Origin of the sequence: Streptomyces sp. NPDC090022 (assembly GCF_044748145.1) — a bacterium.
In the GTDB taxonomy this organism is placed as follows: Bacteria; Actinomycetota; Actinomycetes; order Streptomycetales; family Streptomycetaceae; genus Streptomyces.
The window spans coordinates 1-23,659 of record NZ_JBIVFN010000018.1 but is presented as its reverse complement, the minus strand read 5'-3'; the positions used below and the strand labels follow the sequence as shown (position 1 = coordinate 23,659).

Genomic DNA, 23,659 nt, shown 5'->3' with positions numbered 1-23,659 from the left:
AGGTGGCCACGTGCCTGGTCCGTCACTCGTTCCGCCACCGGGCCCCCTCGCCCGGCCCGTTGCCCGGCCCCTCGCTCGGCCCGCCCCCCGGCCCGTCAGTCGGCCCGTCAGTCGGCCCGCCGCGGCCGCGGAAGCGGCGGCGCTCGCCGGTACCGGGCTGCGGGGCGTCGGCGAGCCGCACCACGGCGGTGTCCCGGCCCGCCACGACGGGCTTGCCCGAGCGCGCCGCCTTGGCCTTGTACTGGGCGGCGTCGGCCAGCCGGAACAGCCGCCGGGAGGACTTCACGGGCCCGATCGGGTCCCCGGTGGACGCGACACCGCAGGCCACGCCCTCCCCCAGCTCCAGCTCGGCGGCCCGTACGCACAGCTCCTCGGTGACGCGCACCACCTCGTCGGCGGACGGGCCCACGCTGACCAGGCAGAACTCGTCGCCGCCGAGCCGGGCGACGAGCGTGCCGGGCAGCATGGCCCCGCACAGGCTCAGCACGGAGCCGAACCGCTCCAGCAGCCGGTCGCCCATGGCGTGGCCCAGGGTGTCGTTGACGGCCTTGAGCCCGTTCAGGTCGCAGACGACGAGGCTCACGACGGCCCGCCCGCGCCGGTGCTCCTCCAGCGCCTCGTCCAGGCGTACGTCGACGGCGCGGCGGTTGGCGAGCCCGGTCAGCGGATCGGTGAAGGCCAGCCGCCGGGCCTCCTCCAGGCGCTCGTTCTGCGCGAGGCCGGCGGCGACGACGGCGGCGAGGACACCCGCGAACTCGGCGTCGTCCTCGTCGAAGTCCGGCAGCCCCTCGTCGCGGGCGACGTACAGCTCGCCCCAGGCCCGGCCGCTGAGCACGAGGGGCGCGACGACGCACGTACCGCGGCCGCGGCGGCGCAGGGTCTCGCCGCGGCGGCCGGGCCGGTCGTCGACGACGCTCTCCACCCAGGCGTGCGGCCCGCCGCCGCCGGCCCAGCGCTCGTGCAGGAACTCGGTGATCTCGGGGAAGTCGTGGACCGGGTACGACTCGTCGGCGGGGAACTCCGCCTCGCCCTCGCGCCGCTCGCCCTCGTTGACGAGCACCCGCAGCCGGCCGTGTTCCCGCTCCCAGGCGGAGATCGCGGCGAAGGACCCGTCCATGGCCAGCCGCGCCCCGCGCGCGGCGGCCCGCACACTGTCCCGCGGCGCCCGCGCCGCGGCCATGGCCTGCGCGAGCCCGACGACGGCCCGCAGCCGCCCATCCACTCCCATCACCCAAGGCTAGGCAGCTTTGTCCGTTTTGGCGCCACAGAACGCGGCGTCCGACGCCCCCGCCCAACCGCGGGCCCGGCAACCCGGCCCGAGCCGGGCGGTGACAGGGGGCCCGGCCCCGGGGCGGCCGGCGGCCGGCCGCGTGGCCTGGCCCGGCCGTCGGACGCCCGACCCCGGGGCGCGCAGCGGCCGGGCCCGAGCGGGTGGGTTATTCGCCCGGCCAGTTCGGGCTGCGCTTTTCGTTGAACGCCGCCACGCCCTCCGCGCGGTCGCCCGAGAACGCCACCGTGCGCCACGCCGCGTCCTCGATCTCCAGGCCCGCCGCCAGGTCCATGCCGTGGCCCAGCCGCAGCGCCCGCTTCGCGGCCCGCAGGCCCACCGGGGAGTTGGCCGCCATCCGGGTGGCCAGCGCCAGCGCCTCCGTACGGTCGGTGCCCGCCGGGACCACCGAGTCGACCAGCCCCAGGGCCAGCGCCTCCGCGGCCTCCACCCGCCGCGCCGTGAAGATCAGCTCGGCCGCCCGGGCCGCGCCCACGCGTCGCGGCAGCAGCTGCGTACCGCCGCCGCCCGGGATCACGCCCACCGAGACCTCCGGCAGCCCCACGACCGCACTCTCGTCCGCGACGATCACGTCGCACGCCAGCGCCAGCTCGAAGCCGCCGCCCAGGGCGAAGCCGTGCACCGCCGCGATCGTCGGCATCGGCAGCTCCAGCACGCCCCCGTACGCGCCCCGCGTGGTCGGCCGCTGCCGCACCAGCTCCGCGTCCGACATCGCGTTGCGCTCCTTGAGGTCGGCGCCCACGCAGAACGCCCGCTCGTGCGTCGAGGTCACCACCACGACCCGCGCCGAGGCGTCCGCCGACAGCGCCGCGCACGCCGCCCCGATCGACCGCGCCATCTGCGTGGAGACCGCGTTCATCGCCTTCGGCCGGTCCAGCGCCAGCTCCACGACCCCGTCGGCGAACCGCCGTACGGCGACGAACTCCCCGAAGCGCTCCTCCGGCCGCTCCGGCTCCCCGAACTGCACCGGCTGCTGCGGCTGCTGCGGCTGCTGCGGCTGCTTCGGCTGCTCCGACATGGCGACGAACCTCCCCGGTTAACGAACGTTACCCGGGGATCTTAGGCTCCCGCCGCGTCAGCAACCAGGGCTCCACGACCCCCAGCCCGCGCACCGGCCGCTGCCACATCGGCTGCAGCGCGAAACGGTGCGGCGCCACGCCCTCCTCGGCCGCCTCCTCCTCCGCCTGCTTCTCCGACCGCGGCGCGTCCCCCGTGCGCACCAGCTCCTCCGCCAGCGCCCCGTCCACCAGCACCGCGTCCTTCGGCGCTATGGAGGTCAGCCGGCTCGCCAGGTTCACGGTCGTCCCGAAGACGTCGCCCATCCGGGTCGTCACCGTCCCGAACGCCATGCCCACCCGCAGTTCCGGCATGGTCGGATCCGCTTCCATCGTCTCGATCAGCCGCAGCGCGATCTCCGCCGCCGTCCGGGCGTCGTCCGCCGCGTACAGCACCTCGTCGCCCAGGGTCTTGATCAGCCGGCCGCCGTGCGCGGCCACCAGGTCCGCCGCCGTCGTCTCGAAGGCCTCGACCAGCTCGCCGAGCTCCTCCTCCTCCAGCCGCCGGGTCAGCCGGGTGAAGCCCACCAGGTCCGCGAAGCCGACCGCGAGCCGCCGGTCGACCATCTCCTCGTCGTCGGCCGCCTGCACCACCCGGCCCGTCGCGGCCGCCAGCTGCCGCCGCCAGACGTAGACCAGGAACTCCTCCAGCTCCGGCAGCAGCAGCTCCACCAGCGGGTACGTGACCTCCGTGCGGGTCATCCCCGGCTCCGGCGGCTCCGTCAGCCCCTCCAGGAAGGAGTCGATCTGCCACTCCGCCAGCCGTGCCGTGGTCTGCCCCGTCGACCGGGCCACCTGCACGGCCATCGGCTCGCTCAGCAGCCCCGCCTCCACCAGACCCGCCAGTCGCCGCAGCGCCAGTACGTCCGCCTCCGTCAGCGCCCTGGCCTGGCCGATGTCGGCGAAGCCCATCGCGCGCCAGAAGCGGGACGCCAGCTCCATCGAGACGCCCGCGCTGCGGGCCGCCTGGAACGGGGTGTAGCGGCGCTCGGCGCCCAGGATCAGCTGCTCCAGCCGGATGGCGAGCGGATCCGCCGTCGGGTGGGCCGTGTGGTCGACCTCGTGCAGGGGCGTGTGCTGGTCCCGCCCGATGGGTGTGCTCGGCCCCGAGGAACCGGAGCCCCGGCCGTGAGCAGCCCCGGGGGACGTGTCGTCGACGGTCAAGGGCCGCCTCCTGTCCATTCCGTACGCACTGCCCTGCCGAACCGGGTGATCACCGGGATCATCCGCCGATCGCCTAAACCATACGGCAGGTGTGCCGTAGCTCACTCCCTGGTCCCCGGCCCGGGTCCGCGCCCCGGACCCGCGTCCGGGGCCGGACCCGCCCGCACACCCCTTCGGCCGCCTACCGCACCGGCCTCAGGTGGACGACGTCACCGGCCGCCACGGCCTCCCGCTCGCCTTCGGCCGTACGGACGACCAGGCGCCCGTCGGAGTCCACGGCCTCCGCCGTGCCGGTCAGCTCGCGGCCGCCCGGCAGCTCGGCACGGACATGGCGGCCCAGGGTCGAGCAGCCGGCCGCGTACGTCTCCTGCAGCCCGCTGGCGGCCGGGTCGCCGCCGGCCTCCCGCCAGTCGGCGTACCACTGCTCCAGGGACCGCAGGACGGCCTTGAGCAGCGGCTCGCGGTCGGTGACCTTCGCCTGCGCCAGCAGCAGCGAACCGGCCCCCGGGACCGGCAGCTCGTCCTCCGTGAGCGTGACGTTGAGCCCGATGCCGATGATCACCCCGTCCCCGGTGCGCTCCGCGAGGATCCCGCCGGCCTTGCGCTCCTCGCCGTCCACGGTGACCAGCAGGTCGTTGGGCCACTTGAGTGCGGTGTCGACGCCGGCCGCCCGGGAGAGCGCGCCCGCGGTGGCCACCCCGGCGAGCAGGGTCAGCCAGCCCCAGCGCTCCTGCGGCACGTCGGGACCGGGCCGCAGCAGCACGGAGAGGAACAGCCCCGACCGCGCCGGCGCCACCCAGCTGCGGTCCAGCCGCCCCCGCCCGGCGCTCTGCTCCTCGGCGACGAGCACGGCCCCCTCGGGCAGCTCCGCGGCCCGCGCGGTGAGGTCGGAATTGGTGGACCCGGTCGCCGCGACGACCTCGACCGAGGTCCACAGGCTGTCCGGGGTGACGAGCGCCCGCTGGAGGGCGGCGGCGTTCAGCGGCGGCCGGTCGAGGCTCGACCAGCGCGCGGCGGAAGGTCCGGCTGAGGCATCTGATGGCATCGAATTTCCCTTGCGTGGAGACCCTGGCCGGCGGCCGGGAAGGCAGCGCACCATCGGACCGGAGCCCGCGGTGCGCGCCCCCGCGTGACACGTCGTCCCGGTTTGTGTTCGGATCGTGACTGCCCCTAGCTTCCACCACGGTGGGAGGTTCTTCGGTCAAGCGTGCGTTCAAGTTCCGCTTCTACCCGACGGATGCCCAGGCGGCGGAGCTGTCACGGACGTTCGGCTGTGTGCGAAAGGTCTACGATCTGGCACTCGCCGCCCGCTCGGAGGCCCGGTCCCGCCATGAGCGCATCGGCTACGCGCAGACCGCGGCGATGCTCGGCCTGGTACGGACGCGAGCTGATCATCGTCCCCGTCGGGGCGGCGCGCGGCGAAACAGGAAGGCCCGCCCGCGAGGGCGGGAACCCGCTCCCTAAGGGGGCCGGGCAGGCCAAGCAAGCCACAGCAGGTGTGTCAAACGCCGCACTGCCGAGCGACGTGGCCGCCGATACGCTACGCACCAGTAGCCAGCAGTAGTCAATCAATTGACCAGGCAGTTGACACCACGCAGGGAGCCGGGACCCCGATGTCACAACCCTCCGAGCCGATCGACATCCACACCACCGCGGGGAAGATCGCGGATCTGCAGCGACGCATCGACGAGGCCACGCACGCCGGGTCCGCGCGCGCGGTGGAGAAGCAGCACGCCAAGGGCAAGCTGACGGCCCGTGAGCGGATCGCGCTGCTGCTGGACGAGGGCTCGTTCGTCGAGCTGGACGAGTTCGCCCGGCACCGTTCGACCAACTTCGGGCTGGAGAAGACCCGCCCCTACGGTGACGGCGTCGTCACCGGGTACGGGACCGTCGACGGGCGTCCGGTGGCCGTCTTCTCGCAGGACTTCACCGTCTTCGGCGGGGCCCTCGGCGAGGTCTACGGGCAGAAGATCATGAAGGTCATGGACTTCGCCCTGAAGACCGGCTGCCCCCTCGTCGGCATCAACGACTCCGGCGGCGCCCGGATCCAGGAGGGCGTCAGCGCGCTGGGGATGTACGGCGAGATCTTCCGCCGCAACGTCCACGCCTCCGGTGTGATCCCGCAGATCAGCCTGGTCGTGGGCCCCTGCGCGGGCGGCGCGGTGTACTCCCCCGCCATCACCGACTTCACGGTGATGGTCGACCAGACCTCGCACATGTTCATCACCGGTCCGGACGTCATCAAGACCGTCACCGGCGAGGACGTCGGCTTCGAGGAGCTGGGCGGCGCCCGCACCCACAACAGCACCTCCGGGGTGGCCCACCACATGGCGGGCGACGAGAAGGACGCCATCGAGTACGTCAAGTCGCTGCTGTCCTACCTGCCCTCGAACAACCTCTCGGAGCCGCCCGCCTTCCCCGAGGAGGCGGACACCGAGGTCAGCGACACCGACCGCGAGCTCGACGTGCTGATCCCGGACAGCGCCAACCAGCCGTACGACATGCACGCCGTGATCGAGCACGTGGTGGACGAGGGCGAGTTCCTGGAGACCCAGTCGCTGTTCGCGCCGAACATCGTCACCGGCTTCGGCCGGGTCGAGGGCCACCCGGTCGGCATCGTCGCCAACCAGCCCATGCAGTTCGCCGGCTGCCTGGACATCAACGCCTCCGAGAAGGCCGCCCGGTTCGTCCGTACGTGCGACGCCTTCAACATCCCGGTGCTGACGTTCGTCGACGTGCCGGGCTTCCTGCCGGGCACCGACCAGGAGTACAACGGAATCATCCGGCGCGGCGCCAAGCTGATCTACGCGTACGCCGAGGCCACCGTCCCCCTGATCACCGTCATCACCCGCAAGGCCTTCGGCGGCGCGTACGACGTCATGGGCTCCAAGCACCTCGGCGCGGACCTCAACCTCGCCTGGCCGACCGCGCAGATCGCCGTCATGGGCGCGCAGGGCGCGGTGAACATCCTGCACCGGCGCGTGCTGGCCGAGGCGGAGGCCGCCGGGGACGCCGAGGCGACCCGCGCGCGGCTGATCACCGAGTACGAGGACACGCTGCTCAACCCGTACACCGCGGCCGAGCGCGGCTACGTCGACGCGGTGACCATGCCGTCGGAGACCCGGGCGCACATCGTCAAGGGCCTGCGGCAGCTGCGGACCAAGCGGGAGGCGCTGCCGCCGAAGAAGCACGGCAACATCCCCCTCTAGTCCCTGTCAGGAGGACGCTGTGGTGATCAAGGTCGTCAAGGGCAACCCGACCCCGGAGGAGCTGGCCGCCGCACTGGCGGTGGTCCAGGCGCGCGCGGCGGCGCTGGCGTCGGCGCCGTCGGGCGCGGACCGGGTGGCGGACGCGTGGGCGGATCCGGCCCAGGTGGCGCGGCGCCGGCTGCCGCACCCGGGGCCGGCGGCGTGGGGCCGTACGTACTGGCCGGCGTAGGGCGCGGCCGTACGCACTCGGGACCGGAAGAGGTCCGGGTGGCGCCTGAGTACCCGTACTCAGGCGCCACCGGCGTCTTCGGGGCCAGGATCGGAGCATGCTCTGGTCCGACCCGAAGAACGAGCCGCCGAAGGACATGCGCGACGCGCAGTCCATGTTCCGGCGGATGGTCGTCGTGCTCGCGCTCGCGATGCTCGTCGTGGTGTACGTCCTGGGCGTGGGCGGCATCCGATAGGCCTTGTTCCGGCGCCCGATCCGGCCCCTACGATGACGGGCATGACTGCCGAACCGCGCGCCCTGGTCCTCGCCTCCGCCTCCCCCGCCCGGCTGAACCTGCTGCGGCAGGCCGGGCTGTCGCCGCACGTGATCGTCAGCGGCTTCGACGAGGACGCGCTGAACGCGGACACCCCGTCCGAGCTGGCGCTCGCGCTGGCGGAGGCCAAGGCGGGCGTGGTGGCGGGCCTGCCGGAGGCCGCCGGGGCACTGGTGATCGGCTGCGACTCGGTGCTGGAGCTGGACGGCGAGGCGCTGGGCAAGCCGGCCGACGCCGAGGAGGCCACGGCCCGCTGGAAGTCGATGCGCGGGCGGGCCGGCGTCCTGCGGACCGGCCACTGCGTGATCGACACCGCGAGCGGGCGTCAGGTCTCGGCGACGGCGTCCACGACGGTGCGGTTCGGCGAGGTGACGGACGCGGAGATCGCGGCGTACGTGGCGAGCGGCGAGCCGCTGCACGTGGCGGGCGCGTTCACGCTGGACGGTCTGTCGGCGTCGTTCATCGACGGGATCGACGGGTGCGCGGGCAACGTCATCGGGCTGTCGATGCCGCTGCTGCGCTCGCTGCTCGGCGAACTGGGTGTGCCGGTCACGGACTTGTGGGCGTGACGGAGACCCCCGGCACGGGGCCGGGCGGCGGCCCGGCCGCCTGCCCCGGGCCCGGCTCCGGTCCCGGCCCCGGACCCGGCTCCCGCTTCGGGTAGAGCGTCAGGAGGAGCACCAGCAGGCACAGGATCACCATCAGGGCGGCGAACGCGCCCCAGCCGACCAGGGCGGCCACCACGGCCCCCAGGAAGCCGTGGGTGACCGCCGCGGCGATCAGGACGACGCGGGCGAGGCGGCCGGGCGCGCGGTCGCGTACGGCGGCGACGACGAGCAGGACGGCGCACAGCGTCAGGAAGCCGCCCATGCCGGCACCCAGGACATAGGTTGCCTTGGACATGACATCCGGATCGCTGCCCGCGATCGACATCGACTGGTTCGCGGTCGTCGCGCCCAGCACGATGTGGACGAGCACGAGCACCGCCGCCTCCGCGACGAGCACGGCCGCGGCCACCCCGGCCACGATTCTGCGCAGCACGACAGCCCCACCCCTCCACACAAGCGTGTTCGACGTGACGCCACGGAGGCTACTAACGGGTAATCCGGGGGACAAGGGGTGCGACACGGGGCTCCGCAGCGGTTCTGGGGTCGCCGCCCGGGGACGGTAGGGCAAAGAATGGATGGACCGTTCGTAGGGACTCCACAAAGATTCGGCGCGGCCCGATGTTCCGGCAGACAGAGACCTTGGCCACACGACGGGGTTACTGTGCAGTCGGGGAACCCCCTGACCTGGGGCGCCACAAGGGTTTTCGAGACTTGAACGAGCCTCGAATCACGCTCTGTGTGGGCAAGCTCACCTCTGGAGACGGGTCGAAAGGCCGTGTCGGCTGTCCCTAAACTCAGCTTGTTTCAAGGAGGGAGCCATCGTGCGCAAGGTGCTCATCGCCAACCGTGGCGAAATCGCTGTCCGCGTTGCCCGGGCCTGCCGGGACGCCGGGATCGCGAGCGTCGCCGTCTACGCCGATCCGGACCGGGACGCTCTGCACGTCCGCGCGGCAGACGAAGCTTTCGCGTTGGGCGGTGACACCCCGGCAGCCAGCTACCTCGACATCGCGAAGGTCCTGCAGGCCGCCGCCGATTCCGGCGCCGACGCCATCCACCCCGGATACGGCTTCCTCTCCGAGAACGCCGACTTCGCGCAGGCCGTCCTCGACGCGGGCCTGACCTGGATCGGCCCGCCGCCGCAGGCCATCCGGGACCTCGGTGACAAGGTCGCCGCCCGGCACATCGCCCAGCGCGCCGGCGCCCCGCTGGTCGCCGGCACCCCGGACCCGGTCTCGGGCGCCGACGAGGTCGTCGCGTTCGCCCGGGAGCACGGTCTGCCGATCGCGATCAAGGCCGCCTTCGGCGGCGGCGGCCGCGGCCTGAAGGTCGCCCGCACCCTGGAAGAGGTCCCGGAGCTGTACGAGTCGGCGGTCCGCGAGGCCGTCGCCGCGTTCGGCCGCGGCGAGTGCTTCGTCGAGCGCTACCTCGACAAGCCCCGCCACGTGGAGACCCAGTGCCTGGCCGACTCCCACGGCAACGTGGTCGTCGTCTCCACCCGCGACTGCTCGCTCCAGCGCCGCCACCAGAAGCTGGTCGAGGAGGCTCCGGCGCCGTTCCTCTCCGCCGAGCAGAACAAGCAGCTGTACGCCGCCTCGAAGGCCATCCTGAAGGAGGCCGGCTACGTCGGCGCCGGCACGGTGGAGTTCCTCGTCGGCATGGACGGCACCATCTCCTTCCTCGAGGTCAACACCCGCCTCCAGGTCGAGCACCCGGTCACCGAGGAGGTCACCGGCATCGACCTCGTACGGGAGATGTTCCGCATCGCCGACGGCGAGGCCCTCGGCTACGGCGACCCGGAGCTGCGCGGGCACTCCTTCGAGTTCCGCATCAACGGTGAGGACCCGGGCCGGGGCTTCCTGCCGGCCCCGGGCACCGTCACCGTCTTCAACCCGCCCACCGGCCCCGGCGTGCGCCTGGACGCGGGCGTGGAGTCCGGCTCCGTGATCGGCCCCGCCTGGGACTCGCTGCTGGCCAAGCTGATCGTCACCGGCGCCACCCGCCAGCAGGCCCTGCAGCGCGCCGCCCGCGCGCTGGCCGAGTTCAACGTCGAGGGCATGGCCACCGCCATCCCCTTCCACCGCGCGGTCGTCGCCGACCCCGCGTTCGCCCCCGCCGACGGCAACCCGTTCACGGTCCACACCCGCTGGATCGAGACCGAGTTCGTCAACGAGATCCCGGCGTTCGTGGCCCCCGCGTCCGAGGAGACCGAGGACGAGCCGGGCCGCGAGACGGTCGTCGTCGAGGTCGGCGGCAAGCGCCTCGAGGTCTCCCTGCCGTCCTCGCTGGGCATGACGCTGGCGCGGACCGCCGCCGCGGGCGGGGCCAAGCCCAAGCGCCGCGTCGCCAAGAAGTCCGGCCCGGCCGCCTCCGGCGACACCCTCGCCTCGCCGATGCAGGGCACCATCGTCAAGGTCGCGGTGGAGGAGGGCCAGGAGGTCTCCGAGGGCGACCTGGTCGTCGTCCTGGAGGCCATGAAGATGGAGCAGCCCCTCAACGCCCACCGCTCGGGCACCGTCGTGGGCCTGACCGCCCAGGTCGGCGGCTCGGTGACGTCGGGGGCGACGATCTGCGAGATCAAGGACTGATCGCGCAGCGCACGGCATGAGGAAGCCCCCGCCCGGTTCCGGGCGGGGGCTTCGTGTCATTCAGTCGTGGCGACCGGCACTACCAGGTGCCGGGTGCCGCCTCCCAGCTCGGCTTCGGAGGCAGGAAGCCGCCGTCGGGCCGGGACAGGAAGGTGTTGGTCGTGCTCCGGCCGTCGCCGTGGTCGTACATGATGGCGATGTCGTCGCGGCCGTCCTTGTCGACGTCACCGGAGACCGGCAGCCCGGCCAGGGACGAGTTCCAGACCCCTTCCGGAGTGCTCCAGCTCTGGAAGTCCTCGTTCAGCCCGCCGTCCGGCTTGCCGGTCAGCGTGAACAGGGCCGCGCGGTCGTTGTCGTAGTTGAACATGACCGCCAGGTCGGCGCGGCCGTCGGCGTTGTAGTCACCTGCGGTGATCTTGCTCCGCCCGAAGTCCCAGTTGCCCGGGGTACGGGACCAGGAGGCGACCGGGGCGGCGAACCCGCCGTCGGACTTGCCGAGCAGCGTGTACGCGGTCACCGTGCCGTTGCCGAAGCCGTACATCGCGATGATGTCGTCGCGGCCGTCGCCGTTGACGTCGCCGGACACCTGCTTGGACTCGTTCCAGTACCAGCCGCCCTGGGCGGAGCGCCAGCTCGGGAATGAGTGCTGGAAGGTGCCGTCCGCGTTCGAGAGGAACGTGTGGGCACCGGTCGAGCCGCCGTGGTCGTAGAAGAACGCCACGTCGTCGCGGCCGTCACCGTTGTAGTCACCGGCGGTGAGCTTGGCCTTCGTCGCCTCCCAGTTGCCGGCGCCTGTGTAGGCGCTGCGCGGAAGGGACGTGAAGGTGCCGTCGGCCTTGCCCAGGAAGGTGAACATGCCGTTGGAGCCACCGGGGTACCCGTACAGCGCGGCCAGGTCGTCGCGGCCGTCGCCGTTGAAGTCGCCCGCGACCCACTGGGAGTTGGCGTAGGAGAAGTTCCAGGCCCCGCTGTTGAAGGCGAGGGCCGGTGCCCCGAACCCACCGTCCGCCTTGGCGGCCTGGACGTAGAGTGCGGTGGTCTCGTTGCCGTGGTCGTACACCGTGGCCAGGTCGGCACGGCCGTCACCGTTGAAGTCACCCATGAGCTCGGTGCGCTGATCGGCTGTCCGGTCACCGAAGTGGTGCTCGACGCTCACGTGGGTGGTGCTGTTGTGCCGGATGTAGCCGCCCTGGAAGTCCTCGCGGGGGCCGCCGTAGATGCCGTACTCGTCGGACTTCGGGTAGCCCAGCCAGCTCTTCTCGGCGCCGAGCTCGAGCCATTTCTTGCGGATCGTGCCCCGGACCGACCAGGCGCCGGTCTGGGGGGTCCAGTGGATGGATCCGGTGTCGGAGGTCTCCTTGGAGCGGCGGAAGGTGTTGTAGCGGCCCACACCGTCGGCGTGCCCGGTCTCGTCGGAGGTCGGGTAGCCGAGCGGGCCGCCCGGCCCGCCGGTCTTCAAGTACTTCTCGTAGATGCCGCCGTACGTCGCCCAGGCGCCGAACTCGGGCGACCAGTAGATGGCGCCGTTGCCGGACGGACCGGCGAACGTGGAGAACCAGCCCACCTCGTCGAAGGTCTTGTCCTCGTCGGAGGTCGGGTAGCCCAGGACGCCCTTCTCAGCGCCCAGGCTCATCCACTTTTCGCGAATGCCGTTGATGACCATCCAGGCACCGGTGCTCGGGTGCCAGTAGATGGACGCGTTGTCGGCGCCGAGGCCGTTGCCCCGCAGGTGCACGAAGCGGCCGCCGTCGGCGGTGTCCGTGACGTTGCCCGAGGGCTTGCCGAAGCCCGCGACCCCGCCCTTGGCCTTGAACTTGGCCAGGATCGGTCCGCACAGCTTGTGCTTGGCCGTCGCCGAGACCGCCGAGGGGACGTCCTCGCAGGTGGTCCACGGGGTGCCGCTGGAGGCGATCTGACGGGCGGGCCCGAAGACGGAGCCGTTGGTCAGCGGGCGACCCTGGAACTCGCTGATGACGCCACTGGTGTCACGGGACCACAGATCGGGGTAGCCGTCCTTCTCGAAGTCGCCCACGCTGGTCAGGTGCGGCCAGGCGGTGCCGGTGAAGCCGGTGCCGATGGAACCGGCGCGGACGGCCGGGTCCGCGTAGACGGCAAGGTCGATGGCCAGCGGCGCCGCGGTGTCGGTGGTCTTGCGGCTGTTGTACTGGTGGATCTTGCCGGTGGTCTTGGCGCGGGCCCAGATCTCGGGGAGGCCGTCGCCGTTGAGGTCGCCGGGGGCGGCCAGGGTCATGTCCTGCCAGTCGGCGTTGCCGAGCAGGTACGGGCCGCCATTCACGTTGAGCTCGCCGGTCGCTGTACCGGTGTAGAGCCAGAGCTCGGTGCCCGCCTTGACGAGCAGGTCGGGGGCGTCGTTCTCGTCGACCTTGCCGTTGGCGTCGTCGTCGTCGATGCTGCTGATCGCCAGAACCTGGTCGGCCCGGTCCCACTTGCGCTGCGCGTCGTCGAAGACCTGCAGCTCCAGGCGGTCCGAGTCGCTGCTCGCCAGGTCGCTGTCGCCGGCGCCCGGGTAGACGTAGATGTTCTTCCTGTCGGGCTTGCCGGGCACCGGGCGCAGGACAAGGAGGTCCTCGTAGAAGTCGCCGTCCCAGCTGCCCCACTGGGTCAGCGAGGTGGCGTTGGCGAAGTTGTCCTTACCGGGCTTGCCGACCTTGCGGGGCTCGCCGAAGGCGCCGTTGCCGCGTCCGGGGACCGTCCACAGCTGGCCGTCGCCCGGGTCCACGCTCCAGATGTCGGTCGCGCCGTCACCGTTGGTGTCGCCGTGCTTGTCGCGCGTGGGCTGGCGCTTGGCGGTGTAGCGGTACGCCTTCGCGTTGGACCGGTTGCCCGCCGCGTCCATGCTCCAGACGATGAGGCCGTGCGGGCCCGCCGCCAACGGCGTGTACTTGATCGTCCCGGTACGGCCGGGGCCGGTCGCGTCCACGGTACGGACGGTCGGGTCGGTCAGCGTGTGCCACTGGTACCGGGTGATGTCGGTGTCCGTGCCGGGGTCGAAGGTGAAGGTGCCCTCGGTGCGCGCGAGGCCGGGGGTCGCCCCGGGCTTGTCGTCCGAGGGGAACTGGGCCGACGTCACGCCGGGCAGCGAGCCGGGACGGGAGCGGTCGATGCTGAACACGCACTGGCCCGCCCACGGGCCCGTGCCGCCGGCGTCGTCGACGCCGCGCACGTCCCACCGGTAGGAGCTTCCGGTGAGCTCGGAGGCCGGGATCCGCAGCATGGCGGCGTTGCCGCTGACGACCGGGACCTTCGGGGTCTTCACCGTGCCGTAGTCGTCGGCCTTCCAGTAGTGGAACTCGGCCTGGAGGCCGTTGTTCTCGGCGTCGCCGACCCAGGCGCGCAGCACGACCTCGTCGGACGTGCCCATGTAGCCGCCCTCGCACGCGACGTACGGCTCCGACCAGCGGTCGTTGATGGGGTACGGCGGGGTGTTGTACTCGGTGGAGATACGGACGCTGTCCGGGTTCAGCTTGCGCCAGGAGACGTCGACCGTGTCGTTGGCGGACTTCAGGCCGAGGGTCCAGGCGGGCCAGCCCCAGCGGGCGGCGTCGGCGACCGCGGAGGTCACGTTCAGCTCGACGGTGTTGCCGTCGCCCGGGCAGTTGCGGCCGCCGTAGGACTGGCCGGAGGAGTCCACCAGCCGCTTCCAGGCGGGCTGCCTGTTCCAGGTGGTGGTGGTGTCGATGGAATTGGTGTCCCAGACCTGGATGTCACCGGACTTGCAGCTCCAGGAGCCCGCGGACTTCTGCTCGATGCGCAGGGTGGCACCGAGGATCTGCTTGCCGCGCAGAGCCCCCATGCCGACCTGGAAGAACGTCTTGGCGCAGACGACCGAGTTGCCGAGCTGCGCGTCCCTGGCACAGCCGACCCGGGCCTCCTTGCTCAGAGTGCCGCCGTTCCAGTAGCTCTTGTCCGCGGAGCCGGCGATGCCGTTGTGCTTGTAGGCGATCGCCCAGGCCGACTTCCAGTCGTCGCGCCACACCGGGTCGATGACGACCGGGAAGGCGGTGTCGGCCGCGGTGAGCAGCTTCCGGTCCGGGGTGAGGGTGAGCTTGTCGCCCTTCAGCTCCACGCCGAGGTCGGCCTGGCGGGTACCGAGCGCGATGCCGTCGACGGCGGGCACCGGGTCGGCCGAGAGGGCCGACGGGGCGGGCGTGGCCGGCTTGTCCGCGGACGCGGCGCGCGAGGCCGTCATGGACTTGGCCACGGGGGCGGCACCGGCGGGTGCCTGCTGCGTGGCGCCCGAGTCCCACATCTGCGGCTGGGCCGAGCTGAACAGCGTCTGGCCGGCGGGGTCGACGGCGCGCAGTTCGCCGTTCGCCTCCTTGCGGACGGTGAGGCCGTTGCCCTTGAGGCCGAAGGTGACGGAGGAGAGCGCCGGGTCGGCCGCAGCCTCCCGGTTCTTGACCACCAGCTGGTGCGAGAACCCGATGGCGTCCGCGGTGACCCGCAGGTCCACGCCCTTGATGACCTCGGCGTAGGTGGCGGTGTCGCCCTCCATGGTCGGGGTGGGCAGCGGGCGCGGCCAGGTCAGGACGACGTCGCGGCCGTTCTTGCGCATCGTCACCAGCGGGGCGTCACCGCCGCCGGAGAAGGTGAGGTCGGTACGGGTCGCCTTGGGGGCGATCCGGCCGTCCTTGCGCTTCTGCAGACCGGTGTCGACCGCGACCAGCTTGCCGTCGCGGTGCACGCGGGTGGGCAGCACCGACTTCTCGGAGGTGAAGGTCCCGTTCGGGTTGGCCCAGACCTCCTCGTCCTCGCTGCGCTGCGCGACGACCTCAACGCGCTTGCCGGTGCGCTTGGCGTCGGCGGACGCCGTGGCCGCCGCGTCCGCCTTGGCGGCCGTGGACGCGGGCTCGGCGGACTTCGCGGCGGAGCCGGCGGGGTCCGCCGCGGCGGCGGGTATCGCGCCGACCAGGGTGGCGACCAGCGCGGTCGCCAGGATGAATACGGGTGCCCTCCGGGAGGGCGGCCCCGCGACGCGGGGTCGCGTCGGGAAGGGTCTCACTGGCTGAGTCCTCGGTGTCGGTTCCGGCGGCACCCCCGGGGGGGGACCGGCCGAAAAGCATCGGTCGAACAGTGCATCGATGGCCGGTTTTCAGCCACGCGACAAAAATCACCACCGTTCGATTGATTTGTAGCAGCCGGACGGACCGACAACCGAACCGAATCCCCTTCCCTCCCGAACCTGACCGGCACCAGCCGAGGCCCCTTTATCACACACTTACGCGGAATACATAATTCCGAATCATCTATTCCGGTTACCCCTCTCACCTGCACAAATGGAGAGACGCTCCACCGTTCAGAAGCCGCCCCCTCCTTTCCCGATTCCGCGACCTGCGCTGTAAGTTCGGCGGGATTGCCCATTACCGCGGAAACCTGTGAACCGCGGAACAGGAACGGGAGTGTTCGATTTTGATACGACCCCGGGCGCACGCCATGCGTGCGCCTTTGAGACGTGTCTGGCGGTGGCCCGTACCGGTGCTCGCCGTCGTCATGATGACCACGGGGCTGACCGCGATCGACGCGGCAGCGGCCTCCGGGCCCGCGCTGCCCGGCAAGCAGAAGCTGACCAAGGTCAGCGGCTCGAACGTCAAGGGCAAGCCCGCACCGGGCCCCGCCGAGTCGCAGAAGAAGGCGTGGAAGGGCGCCCCGGCGATCGCATGGCCCGCGCCGGGATCGGCTGAAGTCAGCCTCCCGAACGCCCCGGCTGCGCCGGCCGCCCAGCTCAAATCGGCTAACGGCCCGGCCGCCGCGCCCGCCGCCCGGGATGCCGGCTCCGCTGCCGGCCGTCCGGTCAAGGCCGGCACCCTCCCGGTGTCGGTCGCCGCGGTCGCCCCGCCGGCCGCCGCCCCCGCGGCCGCGAAGCGGTCCGCGGACGGCTCGGCCCCGGCCGCGGACGCCGCACCGCAGGCCGCCCCCGCCCCCGCCGACGTCAAGCTGAACGTCGCCCTGCACGACCGGGCCGTCGCCCAGCGCGCGGGGCTCGCGAACAGCGTCCTCGTCTCGGTGGACCGGACGGACCCGGGCGCCTCGGCCGCCCCCGTCTCGGTGGAGCTGGACTACAACGCCTTCAAGAACGCGTACGGCGGCAGCTGGGGTTCCCGGCTGACCTTCACGGCGATCCCGACGTGTGCGCTGACCACCCCGGAGCGCCCCGAGTGCCAGGGCAGCACCCCCGTCAGCACCCGCAACGACGCGAAGACCGGCAAGCTGGTCGCCACCTTCGACGCGCCGGCCAAGGCCGCGCCCGTCAAGCCGGTGGGCAAGTCGTTCCTCAATGCCCCGGCGGCAGCCGGTCTCGCCGCCCCCGCCTCGGCCGGGATGACGCTGGCCGCCTCCCCCGGAGCGAGCGGCGCGAACGGCACGTACAAGGCCACCTCGCTGAGCGCCTCGGGCTCCTGGCAGGCCGGCGGCTCCGCGGGTGACTTCTCGTGGTCCTACCCGCTGGACATCCCCGCCTCCCTGGGCGGTCCGAGCCCGTCGCTGTCGCTGGGCTACTCCAGCGCGCAGATCGACGGCCGTACGAACGCCTCCCAGCAGCAGACCTCCTGGGTCGGCGACGGCTGGGACCTGGCCTCGAACTTCATCGAGCGGGGCTACGTCCCGTGCAGCCAGGACAAGCGCAAGGACTCCGGGTACAACAACCCGAAGGACGACACCGGCGACCTGTGCCACGGCGCGCCGATGGTCACCATGTCCCTCAACGGCGGCTCCACCCAGCTCGTCCTGGACGACACGACCAAGAAGTGGCGTCCGGCCAAGGACGACGGTTCCCGCGTCGAGCTGCTCCAGGGCGCCGACAACGGGGACAAGGAGGGTGAGCACTGGCGGTTCACCAACCCGCAGGGCATCCAGTTCTACTTCGGTCTGAACAAGGTCCCGGGCTGGACGGACGGCAAGCCGCTCACCAACTCGGCCTGGAACGTCCCGGTCTACGCCAACCACCCCGGTGAGCCCTGCTACAAGTCGACGTTCGCCGACGCGGTCTGCAACCAGACCTACCGGTGGAACCTCGACTACGTCGTGGACCCGCGCGGCAACGCGATGACCTACTGGTACCAGAAGGAGGTCAACCACTACGGGTCGAACTACAAGATCGCCGGCGGTTCGACCGCCCGGTCCTACGACCGGTCCGGCTGGCTGGACCACGTCTCCTACGGTCTGCGCAGCGACAACCTGTTCGCCCCGGCCCCGGCCCAGGTGAACTTCACCGTCGCCGAGCGCTGCCTGACGACCAAGGACTTCGACTGCGACCCGGCGAAGCTGAAGCCGGAGGTGGACTGGAACATCGCCAAGATGTGGCCGGACACCCCGGGCGACCAGCTGTGCGCCGCGGGCGAGGAGTGCAAGGGCCGGTTCACCCCGACCTTCTTCTCCCGCAAGCGTCTGACCGAGGTCAGCACCTTCGTCTGGAACGGCTCAGCGCACAAGCCGGTCGACACCTGGAACCTGGTCCAGGACTTCCCGATGACCGGTGACGGCACGGACTACCCGCTGTGGCTGTCCGAGATCCGCCACGTCGGCAAGAACGGCACGCCGATCGAGCTCCCGCCGGTGAAGTTCCGCGGCACGCAGCTCGACAACCGCGTCGACGGCCTGGGTGACGGCAAGCCGCCGTTCAAGCGCTACCGCGTGAACGTCATCGACACCGAGACCGGTTCGTCGATCCACGCGAACTACGCGCCCACCGAGTGCCGGGCGGCCGATCCGCGCGTGATCCCGGCCTCGCCGGAGAACAACACCCTGCGCTGCTACCCGGTCATCTCCGAACTCCCGGACCCGAACGACCCCAAGCGCGAGAACAAGATCTACTCCACCGACTGGTTCCACAAGCACATCGTGGACTGGGTCCGGGAGGAGGACCGCAACGGCAACTCGCCGCCGCGGGTCACCACGTACGAGTTCGTCGGCAAGCCTGCGTGGGCGTACGACGACGAGACCGAGATGATGCGCCCCAAGACGCGCACGTGGTCGCAGTGGCGCGGCTACGAGCGGGTCAGGACGTACATCGGTGAGGCCCCCGACAAGCGCTCCATGACGGAGACCCTGTTCTTCCGCGGCCTGGACGGCGACCGTGCCGGCCCGTCCGGTGGCAAGAAGTCGGTCAAGGTCAAGGACTCCGAGGGCATCGAGCTCGACGACCACCGCCTCTTCGCGGGCCAGACCCGCGAGGTCCTGGCCTACAACGGCGAGGGCGGGGCCCTCGAGGCGGCGACGACGTACACCCCGTGGCTGCACGGCCCGACGGCGACGCGTGCCCGTCCGGGCGAGACGTCCGAGGAGGACATCGAGCCGCAGCAGGCCTTCGTCCAGCAGACGACGAACGTCGGCTCCCGCATCCTGCTCTCCGACAACCGCGGCTGGCGCCGTACGGCGATGGAGACCAAGTACGACAACCGCGGCTTCGCGCAGTGGGTGTCGAACAAGGGCGACGTCGCGGACCCGGGCGACGACAGCTGCACCCGTTACGAGTACGACTCGGACGAGACGCGCTGGATCATCGCCCGCCAGAAGCGGGTGGAGACGGTCGCCAAGGCGTGTGACGCCACGGTGGCGCGCCCGGCGGACGTGACGTCGGACATCAAGATGTCCTACGACGCGGCCGGCAACGTCAAGCAGACCGAGTCCCTCACGGGCTACAACGGCAGCACGCCCACCTACCAGGTGGACGGCAGCGCGACGTTCGACGCGTACGGCCGCCCGAAGACGACCACGGACGTGTTCGGCAAGGTCACCAAGCTGGACTACACCCCGGCGGCGGGCCAGATCACCACCAAGGTGGTCACGACCAACCACGCGGGCCACACCCAGACCACGGAGACCGACCAGGGCCGCGGCTCGATCCTGGCCAAGCAGGACACCAACGGCCGCCGCCAGGTGATGGAGTACGACGCCCTCGGGCGCCTTGCGAGGGTCTGGTCCCCGGACCGCGACCCGAACAGCGATTCGCCGGACGGCATCTTCACGTACGACGTCCGCACCGACGGGCCGGTGGTCATCACCAACAAGGCCCTGCTGGACGACGGCACCTACCGCACCAGCTACGACATCTACGACAGCAGCCTGCGGATCCGCCAGACCCAGATGGAGGCCCTGGGCGACGGCCGCGTCATCACGGACACCTTCTACAACAGCCTGGGCCGGCTCTGGAAGACCAACGGCGGCTACTACGCGGCCGGCGAGGCCTCGGGCACGCAGTTCGCCCCGAAGGACAACCAGGTCCCGTCCTCGACGGTGACCGAGTACGACGGCTCCGGCCGTTCCGTCGCGCAGATCTCGCGGAAGTTCGGCGAGGAGACCTCCCGCACGACCACGTCGTACGGCGGCGACAACATCACCGTCGACCCGCCGAAGGGCGAGACCCCGACCCGGGCCTTCCTGGACGGCGCGGGCCGCAAGACGGAGCTCCGCTTCTTCAAGTCGGACTCCCCTACGGGTGCGTACGACACCACGCGCTACACCTACAACCAGAGCGGATTGCTGGAGTCGGTCGTCAACCAGGCGGGCGACAAGTGGGCGTTCGAGTACGACATCCGGGGCCGCGTGACCAAGCAGTCGGACCCTGACAAGGGAACGGCTACGACCGTCTACGGCAAGGGCGACCGAGTCGAGTCGGTCACAGACGCCCGTGGCAAGGTCGTGGCTCCCGAGTACGACGCACTCGGCCGTGTGATCGCCACGCACGAGGGTTCGGTCACGGGTCCGAAGCTGACGTCGACCACGTACGACACCCTGCCGGGTGCCATCGGCCTGCCGGTGGCGATGACGCGTTACGTGGACGGCAAGGCGTACACCCAGGAGGTCACCGGGTACGACACCGAGTACCGTCCGACCGGGACCAAGGTGACGATCCCGTCGTCGGAAGGTGCCCTTGGGGGTACGTACTCCTTCAGCAGCGGGTACCGGCCGAACACCGGTCTCACCAACTGGACCATGCAGCCGGCCGTGGCCGGTCTGCCCGCCGAGCGCACCACCATCCAGTACAACCATTTCGAGCTGCCCACGGTCATGGGCATCCAGGGCAAGACCTTCGTCGGCAAGGTCCACTACTCGCCCATGGGCGACGTCCTGCGCACCGAGTCGGGCCCGGCCCTCTCCCAGGTCTACACGACGAACTTCTTCGACGAGCAGACGCGCCGTCTGACCAGGACAGTCAACAGCCAGGAGCGGTCGCCGGTCACGATCAACGACACGTCGTACGAGTACGACGCCGTCGGCAACATCCTCAAGGTCAGCGACAAGGAGTCGGCGACCGCAGTTCCGGACGTGCAGTGCTTCGCGTACGACTACATGCGCCGGATGAACGAGGCCTGGACCGCGACGGACGACTGCGCGGCCCAGCCGAACGCGTCCGGCCCCGGCTCCAAGCCGCAGGTCGGCGGGGTGAACCCGTACTGGAGCTCGTACAGCTTCGACGCGGCGGGCAACCGCACCAAGGAGGTCCAGCACTCTCCCACCGGTGACTTCACCAAGGACGTCACCCGCACTTACACCTACGGCACCCCCGGCCAGCCCGGAGCCAACGGGCTGAGGAAGGTCGACACGACCGGTCCGGGCGGTTCGCGCACCGAGTCGTACACCTACGACGCGGCGGGCAACACCAGGACCCGGACCATTCAGGGCGACACCCAGACCCTGGACTGGAACGAGTCGGGTCAGCTGGAAAAGGTCACCAAGGGCACGGACACCACGTCCTTCGTGTACGACGCCGGCGGCAACCGCCTGATCAAGCGGGACGCGACCGGCACCACGCTGTACCTGCCGGGCACCGAGGTGAAGCTGACCGCTGCGGGCAAGCTGGAGGGCACGCGTTACTACGCCCACCCGGCCGGCCCGGTGATGGTCAAGACCGTCAAGGACGGCGTGACCTCCACGTCGTACCTGATGAGCGACAAGAACGGCACGGCGACCACCTCGGTGGAAGCCTCGACCGGGGCTGTCACCCGCCGGAAGTTCACGCCGTACGGCGAAGTGCGTGGCGCGACCCCGTCGGTGTGGCCGGGCAAGAAGGGCTTCGTCGGTGGAGACATCGACGAGTCCATCGGTACCGTCCACCTGGGCGCCCGCGAGTACGACCCGGCGACCGGCCGGTTCCTCTCGGTTGACCCGATCGTCGACTACAACGAACCCAAGCAGCAGAACCCGTACGCCTACGCGAACAACTCGCCGGTGACGTTCAGTGACCCCAGCGGTCTGTCGATCGCACCCCCCGTGATGCCGGTCAAGGACTTCACGGACGCGGAGGCGGCCTGGGCCCGCATGATCCAGGGCAAGAGCGCCTTGGACATCGCGCTCGAAGTCGCGATCGGCATCCTGAAGGACGTCTCGGGCTACAACGACATCCGTGACTGCCTGAGCGGTTCATGGGGTGCCTGTGCGGGCTTGGCTCTCGACGCGGCGCTTCCCTTCGCGGGCCGCGCGAAGCGGATCCTGAAGGCCCTGGACCGGGCGTGGGAAGCCTTCAACAGCTGGTCACAGAAGCTGGCGCTGGCAAGAGACATCCTGGCGCGCGTCCAACGCTACGAGCAGGCCATGGCGAAGTACGCCGAGGACCTGGCCGAGTGGAAACGCCAGATGGAGGAAGCGGCCGAGCGCGCGAGAAAACTGGAGGAGGAAGCCGCAGCGGCGCGCAAGGCTGCCCAGGAGGCAGCAGCCGCAGCCGCCAAGAGGGCCGACGAGGCCAAGGCGACGGCGGCCAGGCAGGGCAAGGCCTCGGCACAGAAGGCCAGGAAGGCTGACGGTGACGGCAAGTCGTCCAAGTCCGCCGAGACGAGGAAGGCTGACAGTCCCCGCAAGGGTGGCAACACGACGAAGCCGTCCGCTTGCGAGAACAGCTTCGTTCCCGGCACTGCCGTCCTGATGGCCGACGGCTCGACGAAGCCGATCGAAGAGGTCGAGATCGGCGACGAAGTCGTGTCCACGGATGCGGAAGCGGGCGCCACCGAAGCGCAACCGGTGGTCGGGCACCTCGTCAGTGGCGGCCAGAAGGATCTGGCTGAGATCACGATCGACACCGACGGCCTCGCCGGCAACGCCACTAAGAAGATCACGGCCACCGGGAACCACCCGTTCTGGTCGGCGGCGCTGGACCAGTGGATGGACGCCACCGACCTGAAGGCGGGCGACTGGCTCCGCACCTCGTCCGGCTCCTGGGTTCAGGTCGTCGAGGTCAGGCGCTGGAGCGAGCAGAAGACGGTGTTCAACCTGACCGTCGCGGGCCTCCACACCTACTACGTGGTGGCCGGACAGCAGGGCGCACTCGTCCACAACTGCCCCGCAGGGGGAGACAGCCCGAGCCCGAAGGTCCCGACTGTCTCGCAGCTGACCGAGCAGGCCCGGAACGCGGCCGTCGCCGTTGCGGAGAAGCACGGCACCACGCTCACCGAGCTGGGGCGCGGACCGCGCCACAAGACCGGCGAGCACGAGGGCGCCAACCTGTGGGACAACGGGCCGGACAGCCTTATGTTCGCGACTCCCAAGTACCTGAAGAAGGTGAACGATTCCACGTTCACCCGGGACGACATCAAGGTGTTCTACGAGTACTTCGATGCGATCGTCCAGGCGAACGACTACCGTGCCGCACGCGGCGTGGGTAGACCGAACCCCAGCGCAGCGCATCGGCGAGACCTTCTCGGTTTCTACCTGGAGAACATGAAGTAGCAATGATCAGATTCGATGTAGTCGCTGAAGGACCGGAGCCTTTGGTGATCCAGTTCGAGCCGGCCGCGAATGAAGTCGTGCTGGCTCCCGGAGACCGCATCACCATCGAGTGGCCGGACTGGAACGGTCGGACGCCCGGCACGTTCCTCCACCGCCCGGACCGGTTGATCATCGGAGAGCCGGGGGTGACATCCGGCTGGACCAGGGTGTGGAATTCGGCAGGAGAGGAAATCACCTACTAGCGCGCCCTTCAGGACGGCCCGTCGGACTCCCGGCGGGCCGTTCTGGCTTCGTGTGAGTTACTGCCCCGGGCGGGTATCTGCCGGATAGCCCCCGGTTGATACGCCCTACCGGCGTACCGTGGCGCTGGAGGTGGTGAGCGGATGACTACGGAGCTGGCTGACAACGTCCGCAAGTACCGACGTCGGGCCGGGATGAGCCAGGAGGAACTGGCCCACGCCGCAGGCGTGTCACCGGGCACGGTACGCAAGGTGGAACAGGGCGGAACAGTCCGTATGGAGACCCTTCAT

14 protein-coding genes and 1 pseudogene are annotated in these 23,659 nt (G+C 70.9%); 9 read left to right on the top strand and 6 right to left on the bottom strand.

The features are described 5' to 3' along the window. Nucleotides 1-22: 22 nt before the first annotated feature. The 4 genes from ACIPXB_RS26525 to ACIPXB_RS26510 form a co-directional block, all read right to left on the bottom strand. Entirely contained in the window at nt 23-1,228 is a 1,206-nt protein-coding gene (locus tag ACIPXB_RS26525) for a diguanylate cyclase domain-containing protein (protein ID WP_401453892.1), read from the bottom strand. Between the two features lie 208 nt (nt 1,229-1,436). Continuing rightward, nucleotides 1,437-2,306: an enoyl-CoA hydratase-related protein gene (locus ACIPXB_RS26520; RefSeq protein WP_401453891.1), complete on the bottom strand. Its 870-nt coding sequence runs from the start codon at nt 2,304-2,306 to the stop codon at nt 1,437-1,439. Between the two features lie 28 nt (nt 2,307-2,334). Then, nucleotides 2,335-3,507: an adenylate/guanylate cyclase domain-containing protein gene (locus tag ACIPXB_RS26515; RefSeq protein ID WP_401453890.1), complete on the bottom strand. Its 1,173-nt coding sequence runs from the start codon at nt 3,505-3,507 to the stop codon at nt 2,335-2,337. Nucleotides 3,508-3,688: 181 nt separating this feature from the next. Next, nucleotides 3,689-4,552, bottom strand: a complete 864-nt coding sequence (locus ACIPXB_RS26510; RefSeq protein WP_401453889.1) for a biotin--[acetyl-CoA-carboxylase] ligase — start codon at nt 4,550-4,552, stop codon at nt 3,689-3,691. 140 nt (nt 4,553-4,692) lie between these two features. Here ACIPXB_RS26510 and ACIPXB_RS26505 point away from each other — a divergent pair. From ACIPXB_RS26505 to ACIPXB_RS26485, 5 genes and pseudogenes are all read left to right on the top strand, one after another. Continuing rightward, a pseudogene (locus ACIPXB_RS26505) lies at nt 4,693-4,875 on the top strand (helix-turn-helix domain-containing protein); the annotation flags it as partial. A gap of 245 nt (nt 4,876-5,120) precedes the next feature. Next, the gene (locus ACIPXB_RS26500; protein ID WP_401453888.1) at nt 5,121-6,716 is read left to right on the top strand and encodes an acyl-CoA carboxylase subunit beta; all 1,596 of its coding nucleotides are present in this window, start codon (nt 5,121-5,123) and stop codon (nt 6,714-6,716) included. Between the two features lie 19 nt (nt 6,717-6,735). Continuing rightward, nucleotides 6,736-6,945 carry an acyl-CoA carboxylase epsilon subunit gene (locus tag ACIPXB_RS26495; protein ID WP_401453887.1) on the top strand — a complete coding sequence of 70 codons (210 nt, stop codon included), beginning with the start codon at nt 6,736-6,738 and terminating at the stop codon, nt 6,943-6,945. Nucleotides 6,946-7,042: 97 nt separating this feature from the next. Further along, on the top strand, nt 7,043-7,180 hold the full coding sequence (gene mmpB, locus ACIPXB_RS26490; protein WP_401453886.1) for a morphogenic membrane protein MmpB: 138 nt from the start codon (nt 7,043-7,045) through the stop codon (nt 7,178-7,180). Between the two features lie 41 nt (nt 7,181-7,221). Beyond that, nucleotides 7,222-7,827: a Maf family protein gene (locus ACIPXB_RS26485; protein ID WP_401453885.1), complete on the top strand. Its 606-nt coding sequence runs from the start codon at nt 7,222-7,224 to the stop codon at nt 7,825-7,827. On the opposite strand, the gene ACIPXB_RS26480 is transcribed toward ACIPXB_RS26485, so the two are convergent. Beyond that, the gene (locus ACIPXB_RS26480) at nt 7,808-8,299 is read right to left on the bottom strand and encodes a hypothetical protein (protein ID WP_401453884.1); all 492 of its coding nucleotides are present in this window, start codon (nt 8,297-8,299) and stop codon (nt 7,808-7,810) included. The two genes, ACIPXB_RS26485 and ACIPXB_RS26480, sit on opposite strands and share 20 nt — an antisense overlap. Nucleotides 8,300-8,687: 388 nt before the next feature. On the opposite strand from ACIPXB_RS26480, the gene ACIPXB_RS26475 reads away from it, so the two are divergent. After that, complete coding sequence (locus ACIPXB_RS26475; RefSeq protein WP_401453883.1) at nt 8,688-10,451, top strand: acetyl/propionyl/methylcrotonyl-CoA carboxylase subunit alpha; 1,764 nt, start codon at nt 8,688-8,690, stop codon at nt 10,449-10,451. Nucleotides 10,452-10,530: 79 nt separating this feature from the next. Here the strand turns inward: ACIPXB_RS26475 and ACIPXB_RS26470 are convergent, their stop codons facing one another. Further along, nucleotides 10,531-15,474: an FG-GAP-like repeat-containing protein gene (locus ACIPXB_RS26470; protein ID WP_401453882.1), complete on the bottom strand. Its 4,944-nt coding sequence runs from the start codon at nt 15,472-15,474 to the stop codon at nt 10,531-10,533. A gap of 443 nt (nt 15,475-15,917) precedes the next feature. On the opposite strand from ACIPXB_RS26470, the gene ACIPXB_RS26465 reads away from it, so the two are divergent. The 3 genes from ACIPXB_RS26465 to ACIPXB_RS26455 all read left to right on the top strand — a co-directional run. Beyond that, complete coding sequence (locus tag ACIPXB_RS26465) at nt 15,918-23,129, top strand: polymorphic toxin-type HINT domain-containing protein (protein ID WP_401453881.1); 7,212 nt, start codon at nt 15,918-15,920, stop codon at nt 23,127-23,129. Nucleotides 23,130-23,173: 44 nt separating this feature from the next. Continuing rightward, nucleotides 23,174-23,371: a hypothetical protein gene (locus tag ACIPXB_RS26460; RefSeq protein ID WP_401453880.1), complete on the top strand. Its 198-nt coding sequence runs from the start codon at nt 23,174-23,176 to the stop codon at nt 23,369-23,371. 141 nt (nt 23,372-23,512) lie between these two features. Next, the coding region (locus ACIPXB_RS26455) for a helix-turn-helix transcriptional regulator (protein ID WP_401454001.1) at nt 23,513-23,659 on the top strand (147 nt) is incomplete at its 3' end.

Bases quoted from the DNA above. Each gene is read 5' to 3' on its own strand.
- ACIPXB_RS26525 (WP_401453892.1), bottom strand. From the start codon at position 1,228: ATGGGAGTGGATGGGCGGCTGCGGGCCGTCGTCGGGCTCGCGCAGGCC.
- ACIPXB_RS26520 (WP_401453891.1), bottom strand. From the start codon at position 2,306: ATGTCGGAGCAGCCGAAGCAGCCGCAGCAGCCGCAGCAGCCGCAGCAG.
- ACIPXB_RS26510 (WP_401453889.1), bottom strand. From the start codon at position 4,552: ATGCCATCAGATGCCTCAGCCGGACCTTCCGCCGCGCGCTGGTCGAGC.
- ACIPXB_RS26500 (WP_401453888.1), top strand. From the start codon at position 5,121: ATGTCACAACCCTCCGAGCCGATCGACATCCACACCACCGCGGGGAAG.
- mmpB (WP_401453886.1), top strand. From the start codon at position 7,043: ATGCTCTGGTCCGACCCGAAGAACGAGCCGCCGAAGGACATGCGCGAC.
- ACIPXB_RS26485 (WP_401453885.1), top strand. From the start codon at position 7,222: ATGACTGCCGAACCGCGCGCCCTGGTCCTCGCCTCCGCCTCCCCCGCC.